This window comes from Neorhizobium galegae, assembly GCF_017877055.1.
Classification (GTDB): Bacteria; Pseudomonadota; Alphaproteobacteria; order Rhizobiales; family Rhizobiaceae; genus Neorhizobium; species Neorhizobium galegae_D.
This window is the reverse complement of the sequence record NZ_JAGIPG010000002.1, coordinates 997,357-1,009,336: the sequence shown is the minus strand read 5'-3', so window position 1 is coordinate 1,009,336 and position 11,980 is coordinate 997,357. Positions and strand designations below refer to the sequence as shown.

14 protein-coding genes are annotated in these 11,980 nt (G+C 62.6%); 10 read left to right on the top strand and 4 right to left on the bottom strand.

Annotated elements, in window-relative coordinates:
- Positions 1-85: 85 nt before the first annotated feature.
- Genes ispH through J2857_RS15090 form a run of 3 tightly spaced genes read right to left on the bottom strand, consistent with a single transcriptional unit; the run spans position 86 to position 1,973 of the window.
- Positions 86-1,093: a 4-hydroxy-3-methylbut-2-enyl diphosphate reductase gene (gene ispH / locus J2857_RS15100; RefSeq protein WP_210010929.1), complete on the bottom strand. Its 1,008-nt coding sequence runs from the start codon at positions 1,091-1,093 to the stop codon at positions 86-88.
- 4 nt (positions 1,094-1,097) lie between these two features.
- A complete protein-coding gene (locus J2857_RS15095) occupies positions 1,098-1,289 on the bottom strand; it encodes a DUF1304 family protein (RefSeq protein ID WP_348635681.1) in 192 nt (63 codons plus the stop codon).
- A 45-nt stretch (positions 1,290-1,334) separates the two neighbouring features.
- A complete protein-coding gene (locus tag J2857_RS15090; RefSeq protein ID WP_210010928.1) occupies positions 1,335-1,973 on the bottom strand; it encodes an invasion associated locus B family protein in 639 nt (212 codons plus the stop codon).
- Between the two features lie 409 nt (positions 1,974-2,382).
- Between J2857_RS15090 and coxB the strand changes: the two genes are divergently transcribed.
- The 9 genes from coxB to maiA all read left to right on the top strand — a co-directional run bounded on the left by coxB (position 2,383) and on the right by maiA (position 10,726).
- On the top strand, positions 2,383-3,267 hold the full coding sequence (gene coxB / locus J2857_RS15085) for a cytochrome c oxidase subunit II (RefSeq protein ID WP_210010927.1): 885 nt from the start codon (positions 2,383-2,385) through the stop codon (positions 3,265-3,267).
- Positions 3,268-3,285: 18 nt separating this feature from the next.
- The gene (ctaD, locus tag J2857_RS15080) at positions 3,286-4,992 is read left to right on the top strand and encodes a cytochrome c oxidase subunit I (protein WP_210010926.1); all 1,707 of its coding nucleotides are present in this window, start codon (positions 3,286-3,288) and stop codon (positions 4,990-4,992) included.
- A 67-nt stretch (positions 4,993-5,059) separates the two neighbouring features.
- A complete protein-coding gene (locus J2857_RS15075) occupies positions 5,060-6,016 on the top strand; it encodes a heme o synthase (protein WP_210010925.1) in 957 nt (318 codons plus the stop codon).
- Positions 6,016-6,153 (top strand): hypothetical protein, encoded by a 138-nt coding sequence (locus J2857_RS15070; protein WP_210010924.1) that lies wholly within the window; start codon positions 6,016-6,018, stop codon positions 6,151-6,153. The genes J2857_RS15075 and J2857_RS15070 overlap by 1 nt, the downstream gene beginning before the upstream one ends.
- Positions 6,154-6,162: 9 nt before the next feature.
- Positions 6,163-6,798, top strand: coding sequence for a cytochrome c oxidase assembly protein (locus J2857_RS15065; protein WP_210010923.1), 636 nt, complete (start codon positions 6,163-6,165; stop codon positions 6,796-6,798).
- Between the two features lie 51 nt (positions 6,799-6,849).
- Entirely contained in the window at positions 6,850-7,725 is an 876-nt protein-coding gene (locus J2857_RS15060) for a cytochrome c oxidase subunit 3 (protein ID WP_210010922.1), read from the top strand.
- A 67-nt stretch (positions 7,726-7,792) separates the two neighbouring features.
- Positions 7,793-8,569, top strand: coding sequence for an SURF1 family protein (locus J2857_RS15055; protein WP_210010921.1), 777 nt, complete (start codon positions 7,793-7,795; stop codon positions 8,567-8,569).
- Positions 8,570-8,650: 81 nt separating this feature from the next.
- A complete protein-coding gene (gene tldD / locus J2857_RS15050) occupies positions 8,651-10,066 on the top strand; it encodes a metalloprotease TldD (RefSeq protein WP_210010920.1) in 1,416 nt (471 codons plus the stop codon).
- A gap of 18 nt (positions 10,067-10,084) precedes the next feature.
- Entirely contained in the window at positions 10,085-10,726 is a 642-nt protein-coding gene (gene maiA / locus J2857_RS15045; protein ID WP_210010919.1) for a maleylacetoacetate isomerase, read from the top strand.
- Between the two features lie 3 nt (positions 10,727-10,729).
- On the opposite strand, the gene J2857_RS15040 is transcribed toward maiA, so the two are convergent.
- Entirely contained in the window at positions 10,730-11,038 is a 309-nt protein-coding gene (locus tag J2857_RS15040; RefSeq protein WP_210010918.1) for a pyrophosphatase, read from the bottom strand.
- A 130-nt stretch (positions 11,039-11,168) separates the two neighbouring features.
- On the opposite strand from J2857_RS15040, the gene J2857_RS15035 reads away from it, so the two are divergent.
- Positions 11,169-11,960 (top strand): sulfite exporter TauE/SafE family protein, encoded by a 792-nt coding sequence (locus J2857_RS15035; RefSeq protein WP_210010917.1) that lies wholly within the window; start codon positions 11,169-11,171, stop codon positions 11,958-11,960.
- The last annotated feature ends 20 nt before the right edge of the window (positions 11,961-11,980 follow it).

The window sequence follows — 11,980 nt, the reverse complement described above, 5'->3', positions numbered from 1 at the left end:
CGCCCGGCCCTTCGCTAGAGGTCAGGGCGTTCGAAGCTGAAATCGGACCACTCTATCGATTTTTCCGGCTCCGCCGGACCGCTTCTCACCCATTCACCCAGGCCATGTCCTCGACCGTCAAGGGCACGCCGCGCAGCTCGCGGTTGACGAGGAAATTTTCGGTTTCTTCCGCGGTGATCGCGAGCTCGATCTCGGCATCGAAACGCTCCTTGAAGGCGGCGATGATCTCGTCGACGATGACTTCCGGGGCGGAGGCGCCGGCGGAAAGGCCGAGCGTGCCGATGCGGCCGATCTCGTCCCAGTTCAGTTCGGAGGCGCGCTGCACCAGGAGCGAGCGCTTGGCCCCTGCCCTCAGCGCCACTTCGACCAGCCGCTTGGAATTCGACGAATTCGGGGCACCGACGACGATGAAGAGGTCGCAGCCGGGAGCCGCTTCCTTGACCGCTTCCTGGCGGTTGGTGGTGGCGTAGCAGATGCTGTCGGCAGCCGGCGCCGTGAGGTTCGGGAAACGCTCCTGCAGCTTGGCGATGACGCCTGCCGTGTCGTCCACCGAGAGCGTCGTCTGGGTGACGTAGCCGAGGTTGTCCGGATCTTCCGGGACATAGGCTTCCGCGTCGGCGATCGTGTCGATGAGCGACACCGTGCCGGGCGGCAGCTGGCCCATCGTGCCGATCACTTCCGGATGGCCGGCATGGCCGATCAGCACCACATGACGACCGAGGCGCTGGTGGCGCATCGCCTGCTTGTGGACTTTCGAGACCAGCGGGCAGGTCGCGTCGAGGTAGAAGAGATTGCGGGCCTCGGCATCCTCGGGCACCGATTTCGGCACCCCGTGGGCCGAGAAGACGACCGGCTGCTCGCGGTGCTCGGCGGGGATCTCGTCCAGTTCCTCGACGAAGATGGCGCCCTTGGCTTCCAGCCCTTCGACCACATAGCGGTTGTGAACGATCTCGTGGCGGACATAGACCGGCGCGCCATAAGCCTTCAGCGCCAGCACGACGATCTGGATCGCCCTGTCGACGCCGGCGCAGAAACCGCGCGGACCGCAGAGACGGATCTTGAGCGGGCTTTTTTCGGGTATGGATGATGCCATCAAATCAGGACGCCAGGACTGTCAGCACGAGAGCGAAAATGGCCGGACCGCCCTGGATGAGCAGGATGCGCGGCTTGACCGACCACGCGCCATATATAGCGGCAATGGTCACGCACACAAGAAAGAAGAGCTTCAGTTGGAAGGCGAAGGCGGGATCGCGTCGCGCGTCGCGTTGTCGAAGCCCACGGGAAATCACGACTGCCCTCAAGGCCCATAAAGCTGCGATCGCCTTCTTATGACATCACGGAAGCGCGTCGTAGCCGGGGCCGAAACCAGTCAACTCGATCGGGATGCCGACCCGGTCCTGATCTGCGGATTCGCGCAGGGCAAAGACCGCAGCCTTGCCGGCGCGCAGGATGCGCATCAGTTCCTCGTCGATCTCCACTTCCACATAACAGCCCTCGGAGAAGCAGCGGGTGAAATAGGCGCGGCCGATATTGTTGTTGTCGACATAGAGTTCCATGCCGTCTTTCAGGAGTACGCCGAGCGGTGCGAGGATGCGCAGGATGCGTGCCTTGCGGTCGGCGGTTTTGAGCACCACCACCGACAGGCCGACTTCGGGCCGGTCCTCGGCGATGACGTTCTGCATCAGCGCGCACTGGTCGGCGGAAGCGCCGGCCGGCCGGTCGCAGATGATCGACCATGCGCCATGGTTCTCGCGCACGTTGCCCGGCGGCTGCGCCTGCTGCCCCGAAGGCTGCTGGGCCTGCCCGCCATTCGGCGCCGGCCGCGGTGGCTGCGGTCCCGGCTTGGCGCCCTGAGCCGGTTGGGGGGCCACGGGCCGGGGGCCGGGCTGCGGCTGCTGCGCCAACGCGGGAAGCGAAACGGCGGCTGCAAGCATCACGGCTAGACCGGCGCAGATCAGGGAGGGACGACCCATGGAAACCTCTGGAAGACGAATCAGTGCGGCTATTCTTGTCGTTCACTAGACGAAATGAAAAGCCCTGACCTCTTTCCAGTGGAGTACGGCGAAAGTGGGACCCGCCAGGACGCGTGGCCCAGCCGTCACTTTTATCAGGAAAACGCCGGATTTTGGCCGCCGTGCGGTCTATAATGACACGGCCAGGGGTGTGCAGGGCCCTTGGAATACGACCTCGGCCCGGCCGAAAAGGCGGGCGATGCGCCCTGATTATCGGGGGATTCCGGGCTTTTCCGCGAGGCGCAAAATGCCGCACGGGCTTTTCCCGCCAGATATTGCGGCGGCAGGCAAACTGTGATTGAAGCAGACCATATAGCTTGGATTCTGCGTTCGGTTTGATCTGGATCAGACGCATGGGGAGATTTTAGTGATGAATAGGGCTTTTGCAGTGATGACGGCGCTCATCTGTCTGCTCTTTGCTTCCGCAGGTTTTGCGGACCAGCCGCATCCGTGGCAGATTGATTTCCAGGCGGCCGCAACGCCGATCATGCACCAGATCCGCTGGTTCAACCACTATACCCTGTGGTTCATCGTGCCGGTCACGCTTTTGGTTCTGGCCCTGCTGGTCGTCGTCGTCGTGAAGTTCCGCGCCAGCGCCAATCCGGTACCGTCGCGGACCAGCCACAATACGGCGATCGAGATCATCTGGACGCTTGGTCCGGTTCTCATCCTCTTCTTCCTCGCCATTCCCTCCTTCAATCTCCTGAATGCCCAGCTCGAAATTCCGGACTCGGACATGACGGTCAAGGCCACCGCCACCCAGTGGCAGTGGAACTACGAATATGAAGGCACGCCGGCGCCGGTCGCCTTCGACAGCTTCATGCTGAAGGATCAGGACCGCGCCGCCGCCGGCAAGACCGATGCTGCCGTCTATCCGCGTCTTCTCGCCGTCGACAACGAACTGATCATTCCGGTCAACAAGACGGTCCGCGTGCTGGTGACCGCCGCTCCGTCGGACGTTATCCACGCCTTCGCAATGCCGGCTTTCGGGGTCAAGATCGACGCCGTTCCGGGCCGCCTGAACGAAACCTGGTTCAAGGCCGAGAAGGAAGGTCTTTATTACGGCCAGTGCTCCGAACTGTGCGGCAAGGACCATGCGTTCATGCCGATCGCCATCCGCGTCGTCTCGGAAGACAAGTACAAGACCTGGCTCGCAGCTGCTGCGACCGACCTGCCGGGCGCCTACAAGGCTCTCGTGGCCGCGGTCGACAAGCCTGCCGGCAATTTTGCCGTCGCGGCAAACGTATCCAAGTAATTCAGAGGAGTGAGGACAATGGCTGGACATTCCGCTCACGACGATCACGCTCATGCTCGCACCTCTCACGACGATGCGCATGCTCACGACGATCATCACGATCATTCGCACACCCCGACCTTTGCTCAGCGTTGGCTGTTTTCGACCAACCACAAGGACATCGGCACGCTCTATCTGATCTTCGCGATCTTCGCGGGCATCGTAGGCGGCCTTCTCTCCGTTGCCATGCGCATGGAGCTGCAGGAGCCGGGCATCCAGATCTTCCATGGCCTGGCTTCGATGGTCTACGGTTTCCAGGGCGATGCCGCGATCGACGGCGGCAAGCACATGTTCAACGTGTTCACCACCGGCCACGCGCTGATCATGATCTTCTTCATGGTCATGCCGGCGATGATCGGCGGTTTCGCCAACTGGATGGTGCCGATCATGATCGGCGCGCCAGACATGGCCTTCCCGCGCCTGAACAACATCTCCTTCTGGCTGATCGTGCCTGCCTTCCTGCTGCTGCTGCTTTCGATGTTCGTCGAAGGCCCGGCGGGCGCATACGGCGTCGGCGGCGGCTGGACCATGTATCCGCCGCTTGCGACCATGGGTCATCCGGGTCCGGCCGTCGACCTTGCGATCTTCTCGCTGCACGTCGCCGGCGCGTCCTCGATCCTCGGCGCGATCAACTTCATCACCACGATCCTGAACATGCGCGCTCCGGGCATGACGCTGCACAAGATGCCGCTGTTTGCCTGGGCCGTTCTGGTCACCGCCTTCCTGCTGCTGCTGTCGCTGCCGGTTCTGGCGGGCGGCATCACGATGCTTCTGACCGACCGCAACTTCGGCACGACCTTCTTCGCGCCGGAAGGCGGCGGTGACCCGATCCTCTACCAGCACCTGTTCTGGTTCTTCGGCCATCCGGAAGTGTACATCCTGATCCTTCCCGGCTTCGGCATCATCAGCCACATCGTCTCGACCTTCTCGAAGAAGCCGGTCTTCGGTTATCTCGGCATGGCCTACGCCATGGTCGCGATCGGCGCCGTCGGCTTCATCGTCTGGGCCCATCACATGTACACGGTCGGCATGTCGCTCGACGCACAGCGCTACTTCGTCTTCGCGACGATGGTCATCGCGGTTCCGACCGGCATCAAGATCTTCTCCTGGATCGCGACGATGTGGGGCGGCTCGCTGACCTTCACGACGCCGATGATCTGGGCGATCGGCTTCATCTTCCTGTTCACCGTCGGCGGCGTCACGGGCGTCCAGCTCGCCAATGCCGGCCTCGACCGCTCGCTGCATGACACCTATTACGTCGTGGCTCACTTCCACTACGTTCTGTCGCTCGGCGCCGTCTTCGCCATCTTCGCGGCCTGGTATTACTGGTTCCCCAAGATGTTCGGCTACATGTACAGCCAGCGGATCGGCAACCTGCATTTCTGGGTCATGTTTATCGGCGTCAACCTGGTGTTCTTCCCGCAGCACTTCCTCGGGCTGGCGGGTATGCCGCGCCGCTACATCGACTATCCGGATGCTTTCGCCGGCTGGAACTACGTTTCCTCCATCGGCTCCTACGTCTCCTTCGTCGGTGTGCTGATCTTCCTCTTCGGTGTCTGGGAAGCCTTCTCCAAGAAGCGCGTTGCCGGCGACAATCCCTGGGGCGAAGGTGCGACCACGCTGGAATGGCAGCTTTCTTCGCCACCGCCGTACCACCAGTGGGAACAACTGCCGCGCATCAAGTAAGCGCTCGATCTTTGAAGAAGGGTATCGCGGCAACGCGATACCCTGAAATACCAGACAGGACGGTTTAATGACGGTTATGGACAATCACGACGCTCTCGGCACCGATGGAGGCTCACGCCTCTCGGAAGCGAGCGCGCGCGATTTCTTCGAACTCCTGAAGCCACGGGTGATGTCGCTCGTGGTCTTCACCGCATTCGCCGGTCTCATCCTCGCGCCGGGTCAGATCAATCCCGTCCTCGGCGTGATTTCCATTCTCTGCATTGCCGTCGGTGCCGGCGCCTCCGGGGCGCTCAACATGTGGTATGACGCCGATATCGACGCGGTCATGACCCGCACCGCCAAGCGCCCGATTCCGGCCGGCCGCATCCTGCCCCGGGAAGCGCTCGCCTTCGGCCTGACGCTGTCTGTCTTCTCGGTGGTCATCCTCGGCCTCGCGGTCAACTGGTTCTCGGCCAGCCTGCTCGCCTTCACGATCTTCTTCTACGCCGTCGTCTACACGATGTGGCTGAAGCGCTCGACGCCGCAGAACATCGTCATCGGCGGCGCCTCGGGCGCCTTCCCGCCGATGATCGGCTGGGCCTGCGTCACGGGCGGCGTCTCGCTCGACAGCATCCTGCTTTTCCTGATCATCTTCCTGTGGACGCCTGCGCATTTCTGGGCGCTCGCGCTCTTCAAGATGCGTGACTACGGTTCGGTCGGCGTGCCGATGATGCCGAATGTCGCAGGCGAGGCCTCGACCAAAAACCAGATCATCGTCTACGCGGTGCTGACCGCGGTGATCGCGGTTGCTCCGACCTTCACCGGCCTTGCCGGCCTCGGTTACGGCATCTTCGCGGCCGTGCTCGGCGCGATCTTCGTCATCTGTTCCATCGCCGTCCGGCGCATGCCCGACGGCGACGAGAAGATGATGCCGGCGAAGAAGATGTTCGCCTATTCGATCGTCTACCTCTTTGCGATCTTCTCGGGCCTGCTGGCCGACCGGCTGCTGGCCGGACTGCCGCACCTCGTGGGAGGTCTGCTGTGATGGAAACCGTCAAGCTCAGCGAAGCCCAGAGGAAGTCGCGCCGCAACCGCAATGTCGCGCTCGGCATCGTTCTCGCCGGGCTCGTGGTCCTCTTCTACATCATGACGCTGGTGAAAATCGGCGGAGTCGGGAACTAGGGTGAAGCGATGACGGACGTGGTTCGGAACGGTCAGGCGCAGAACGGGCAGGCAAAGCGGGTCAGCAACAGCGCGATCTTCGCCGGCTGTGCCATTTTTGTGGCCGGCATGGTCGGCGCGGCCTATGCTTCGGTGCCGCTCTACCGGCTGTTCTGCCAGGTGACCGGCTATAACGGCACGACCCAGCGCGTCGAACAGTATTCCGACAAGATCCTGAACAAGCCGGTCCAAGTCACGTTCGACGCCAACATCTCGCCGGGCCTGAACTGGGAGTTCAAGCCCGCCAAGTCGGTCAACCCGAAGATCGGCGAGACCGTGCAGATCGAATATACGGCGACCAACCGTTCGTCCAAGCCGACGACGGGAAGCGCCGTGTTCAATGTGACGCCGATGGAAGCGGGCGCCTATTTCAACAAGGTCGAATGCTTCTGCTTCACCGAGCAGACGCTGCAGCCCGGCCAGTCGGTCCAGATGCCGGTGGTATTCTTCGTTGACCCGGAGTTCGCCACGGCCCAAGAGACCAAGAACATCAAGACGATCACCCTGTCCTACACCTTCTATCCGAGCGAGCCGGGCAAACCGGTCGCCGCTCTGCCGGAAGGACGGAAGACAGACGCCCCGAAGACGGGCACAGGGAAACTTTAAGAGGATTCGCCGGTTTTCCGGCGAAACAGGCATTCATCCGGGGGTTCTGACATGGCCGACGCGCATCAGAAAAATCACGACTACCACATCATCGATCCGAGCCCATGGCCGATCCTGGCCTCGATCGGCGCCTTCGTCATGACCTTTGGCGGCGTCGGTTACATGCGCTATCTGCATGGCGGCCAATTCCACATCTTCGGTCTGGATCTTGCCACGCCGTGGCTCTTCTACATCGGTCTTGCCATCATCCTCTATACGATGGTCGGCTGGTGGTCGGACACGATCAAGGAAGGCAATTCGGGTGCGCATACGCGCGTCGTCTCGCTGCATCTGCGTTACGGCATGATCATGTTCATCGCTTCCGAAGTGATGTTCTTCGTCGCATGGTTCTGGGCCTTCTTCGATGCGAGCCTTTATGCCAACGAGGCGATCCAGGCCACTCGCGTCGAGTTCCTCGGCGGTCAATGGCCGCCGAAGGGCGTCGAGGTGCTCGATCCCTGGCACCTGCCGATCTACAACACGATCATTCTGCTGCTCTCGGGAACCTGCGTCACCTGGGCTCACCATGCGCTGCTGCACGGCGACCGCAAGGGCCTGGTGACGGGCCTCGCGCTCACCGTCGCGCTCGGCATCCTGTTCTCCAGCGTCCAGGCCTACGAATACATGCACGCTCCGTTCGCGTTCTCGAACTCGATCTACGGTGCGACCTTCTTCATGGCGACCGGCTTCCACGGTTTCCACGTTCTGATCGGCACGATCTTCCTGTTGGTCTGCCTGCTGCGCGCGGTGGCCGGCGGCTTCACGCCCACCCAGCATTTCGGCTTCGAAGCGGCCGCCTGGTACTGGCACTTCGTCGACGTGGTCTGGCTGTTCCTGTTCTTCGCCATCTACGTCTGGGGCGGCTGGGGTGCACCGCTCGCCCACTGACCGAGGGGACATGAATTCGGGGAGGGCGGCGATGAGCCGCCCTTCTGCTTTTTGAGGATCGAAACGAATGGCAACCAAGCCTCCCTTCCCGACCGCATCGGATAAAGCACCCGGCCGTGGCCGGGTGATCGCGACTGCCGCCGTGGTGCTGGCGGCGCTCGCCATCCTGTTGTCGCTGGGCACGTGGCAGGTGGAGCGGCTGCATTGGAAGGAGGGCCTGCTCGCCGATATCGCCGAGCGCCGCGCCGCCGCGCCCGTTGCGCTATCGGATATCGAGGCGATCCGGAAATCCGGCGGGGATATCGAATACCGCCGGGTATCGGTCACCGGGAAATTCGATCACGCCAGGGAGCGGCATTTCTTCGCGACCTTCAATGGGCAGACCGGATTCTACGTCTATACCCCCATGACGCTTGCCGATGGCCGCGTCCTTTTCGTCAACCGCGGTTTCGTGCCCTATGAGATGAAGGACCCGAAGACCCGCGCCGCCGGAGAGGCTGTCGGCCAGCAGACCGTCACCGGTTATGCGCGGGTGCGGCTTGGCGAAAAGCCATCCTCCATCGTGCCGAACAACGATACGGCGAAGAACATCTTCTACTGGAAGGATCTCGATGCCATGGCCTCCACCACCGGGATCGACCCCGCCGGGGTCGTGCAGTTCTTCGTGGATGCGGACGCGTCGGTCGTCAATCCGGGCGGCTGGCCCAAAGGCGGCGTCACCCAGTTCGACCTCCCCAACAGCCACCTGCAATATGCAGTGACCTGGTACGGGCTTGCCGCGGCCCTGATCGCCGTCGTCATCGGCATGATCTTCCGCCGCAAACGCGCCTGGCCCGCAGGATAGGCTTGCTTCGGTCCCTCCCCGGACCTACATCGGTTGGAACAGAGCGCGCGTCTTCACAAGGACAGCGCCGAAGGAGCACCCATGAACACCGACCTTCTCAACCTTTTCGACTGCGACGAGACCAAGCTGCGCTCGATCCTCTCCGAGGCGCTCACCGGCGCCGATGACGGCGAGCTTTTCGTGGAACATGCCCAGGCGGAATCGCTGACCTTCGACAACGGCCGCCTGAAGGGCGGTTCCTTCAACACCGACCAGGGCTTTGGCCTGCGCTCAGTCGCCGGTGAAGCGGTCGGGTATGCGCATGCGGGCGAACTTTCGGCGGCAGCACTTTCGCGCGCCTCCGATGCGGTCCGCGCCGTCACCGCCGGTTATTCCGGCTCCTATGCGGCAGCCCCGCAGCGCACCAACAAGAAGTACTATGGCGACGAGAACCCGATCGGCAGCCCCAGCTTCGAAGAGAAGGTCAAGCTGCTTACCGATATTGACGCCTATCTGCGCTCCAAGGACGACAAGGTGCGGCAGGTGACGGCCACCGTTTCCGCAAGCTGGCAGGTGGTCGACATCCTTCGCGCCGACGGCCATCGCATGCAGGACATCCGCCCGATGACCCGCATCAACATTTCCGTCGTCGTCGGTGACGGCGACCGGCAGGAGAGCGGTTCGTTCGGCACCGGCGGCCGCATCGGGTTCGGCGATTTCGTGACGACAAGCAACTGGCAGACCGGCGCCGACGAGGCGCTGCGCCAGGCGCTCGTCAATCTCACCGCCATCGACGCACCCGCCGGCACGATGGATGTCGTGCTCGGTTCCGGCTGGCCGGGCGTGATGCTGCACGAGGCCGTCGGCCACGGGCTGGAAGGTGATTTCAACCGCAAGAAAACCTCGGCCTTTGCCGGCCTGCTGGGTGAGATGGTCGCGGCGCCCGGCGTCACGGTCGTCGATGACGGCACGATCGACAACCGCCGCGGCTCACTCACCATAGACGACGAAGGCACTCCATCGGCCTACAACGTGCTGATCGAAAACGGCAGGCTGGTCGGCTACATGCAGGACCGCCAGAACGCCCGGCTGATGGGCGTTCAACCGACCGGCAACGGCCGCCGGCAGGGCTATGCCTATACGCCGATGCCCCGCATGACCAACACCTACATGCTCGGCGGCGATAAAACCCCGGAAGAGATCATCACTTCGGTGAAGAAGGGCATCTATGCGGTTTCCTTCGGCGGCGGCCAGGTTGACATCACCTCCGGCAAATTCGTGTTCGGCTGCACCGAGGCCTACATGATCGAGGACGGTAGGATCGGCCCCGCCATCAAGGGCGCGATGCTGATCGGCAACGGTCCGGATGCGATGCGCCGCGTCTCGATGGTCGGCAACGACATGAAGCTCGACACCGGCATCGGCAATTGCGGCAAGGGCGGCCAATGGGTTCCGGTCGGCGTGGGACAACCGCATCTGCGGATGGATCAGGTGACAGTGGGTGGGACGAAGGCTTAAGGCATTTCGGGAGATGCTATGCGCCTTTTATCACGATGGCAGAATTCAGCCGGCGAACGGGTGCGCATAGCGCTCAACCTCAAAGCCATTCCTTATATCTACGTGCCTGTAGGGTCATTGGCGCCGGGGGAATACCGGCGCCTCAACCCGCAGGGACTATTGCCGGCACTCGATATTGGCGGGCAGATCATTCCCCAGTCGTCGGCGATCCTCGACTATCTCGAGGAAACCCATCCCCTGCCCGCGCTCCTGCCGAAAGATCCACTGCTCCGAGCACAAGCTCGTGGTTTCGCAGGGCTTATCGCATCCGAAATGCACTCCATTACCGTTCAGCGGGTACGCCGGTTTCTCCAGGCGGATTTGGAACTCGATCCAGCGAAAGTGCATCAATGGGTTTCGCACTGGCTGACGCTGGGACTGAACGCACTGGAAGAAAGCCTGCTTGATCGAAACGAACGCTTTGCCTTCTGTTTCAGCGATGAACCTGGATGGGCGGATCTGCATCTCGTTCCGCAATTGAGCAACGCGCGCAGGCTCGGTTGTGATCTTTCAATCTATCCGGAACTGTTGGCCGTCGAAGAAAACTGCATCGGCCTGGAGGCCTTCCGCCTAGCGCGCCCGGAGGCACAGCCGGATTTTCCGGGTACAATTGGCCCCTGAGCCTCACCCTTCATCCGGCCGGAACAGCCACTTCCGCTCGATCGCCGCCGCCAGATCGAGCCCGTTCGTACGAGCAAACAGCAGGACATGGCCGAGCAGATCGGCGGTTTCGTCGGCGAGGTCGCGGCTGAGATCCTCGTCGCTCCTGCCCTTCTTCCTCCCGCGGCCGGTCTTGCGGTTCCAGGCCTGCGTCAGTTCGCCCATCTCTTCCTGCAGCTTCAGGACAAACCAGTCCGGATCGCGCACCATCCCATAGGTTTCGGCATATGTCGCGGACGCCGCCTCGAATTGGTCGGTGAGCTTGGCCAGCATGATGTTCTCCTTTTGTATCCACAGAAGGATGCCGATTCTCGCCCCCTGTCCAGAGGGTTTGCTTGACATACCCGCGCAAATCCCGGCAGGTGCGGGCCATCCCAAGCCCCTCCGCATCACGGCATTCTTCATGGACACCGCAAACCCGATCTCCGCCCTCCTGGACGCATGGATTCCGGGCCATGGTCCGGCGCAGCTCGTGTTTCTTTTCCTCTCCGCGCTGATCGCCGGGCTGGCGCGCGGGTTTTCGGGTTTCGGCGGCGCGCTGATCTTCGTGCCGCTCGCAGGTGCCGCCGTCGGGCCGAAGATTGCCCCTGCCCTGCTGCTTGTCATCGACGGAGTGACAACGCTCGGCATGGTGCCGGACGGCTGGAAGCGCGCCAACCGCCGCGAGGTGGGCACGATGCTGATCGGTACGCTGGTCGGCGTGCCGGCCGGCACGACGCTGCTGGCGTTGATCGATCCGACGGCGCTCAGGTGGCTGATCTCGGTCGTCGTGCTCTTTCTGCTGATCTTCCTGATTTCCGGCTGGCGTTATCATGGCAAGCCGAAGACGCCGCTGACGATCGGCGTCGGGGCGCTTGCCGGCCTGTTCGGCGGCGCGGCGCAGCTTTCCGGTCCGCCGGTCGTCGCCTACTGGCTCGGTGGCGCCATTCCGCCGCTCACCGTGCGCGCCAACCTGATCCTCTATTTCGCGCTTGCGACGGTGATCTCGGCCACCGCCTATGTCATCGGCGGTCTTTTGACCTTCGATGTTCTTGCCCTCGCGCTGATCGCCGGGCCGGGTTACGGCCTCGGTGTGATCGCCGGTTCGAAACTGTTCGGTTTTGCCTCCGAAGGCACCTTTCGGCGCATCTGCTTCCTGCTGATCGCCATGGCGGCGATCGTCAGCCTGCCGCTTTTCGATGCGCTGCGGCCCTGACCAAGATCAGGCCTCTGCTT

Coding starts and splice junctions, on each gene's coding strand:
- ctaD (WP_210010926.1), top strand. CDS start 3,286: ATGGCTGGACATTCCGCTCACGACGATCACGCTCATGCTCGCACCTCT.
- J2857_RS15090 (WP_210010928.1), bottom strand. CDS start 1,973: ATGGGTCGTCCCTCCCTGATCTGCGCCGGTCTAGCCGTGATGCTTGCA.
- J2857_RS15040 (WP_210010918.1), bottom strand. CDS start 11,038: ATGCTGGCCAAGCTCACCGACCAATTCGAGGCGGCGTCCGCGACATAT.
- J2857_RS15055 (WP_210010921.1), top strand. CDS start 7,793: ATGGCAACCAAGCCTCCCTTCCCGACCGCATCGGATAAAGCACCCGGC.
- J2857_RS15060 (WP_210010922.1), top strand. CDS start 6,850: ATGGCCGACGCGCATCAGAAAAATCACGACTACCACATCATCGATCCG.
- J2857_RS15035 (WP_210010917.1), top strand. CDS start 11,169: ATGGACACCGCAAACCCGATCTCCGCCCTCCTGGACGCATGGATTCCG.
- coxB (WP_210010927.1), top strand. CDS start 2,383: ATGAATAGGGCTTTTGCAGTGATGACGGCGCTCATCTGTCTGCTCTTT.
- J2857_RS15065 (WP_210010923.1), top strand. CDS start 6,163: ATGACGGACGTGGTTCGGAACGGTCAGGCGCAGAACGGGCAGGCAAAG.
- J2857_RS15070 (WP_210010924.1), top strand. CDS start 6,016: ATGGAAACCGTCAAGCTCAGCGAAGCCCAGAGGAAGTCGCGCCGCAAC.
- ispH (WP_210010929.1), bottom strand. CDS start 1,093: ATGGCATCATCCATACCCGAAAAAAGCCCGCTCAAGATCCGTCTCTGC.
- J2857_RS15075 (WP_210010925.1), top strand. CDS start 5,060: ATGACGGTTATGGACAATCACGACGCTCTCGGCACCGATGGAGGCTCA.
- tldD (WP_210010920.1), top strand. CDS start 8,651: ATGAACACCGACCTTCTCAACCTTTTCGACTGCGACGAGACCAAGCTG.
- maiA (WP_210010919.1), top strand. CDS start 10,085: ATGCGCCTTTTATCACGATGGCAGAATTCAGCCGGCGAACGGGTGCGC.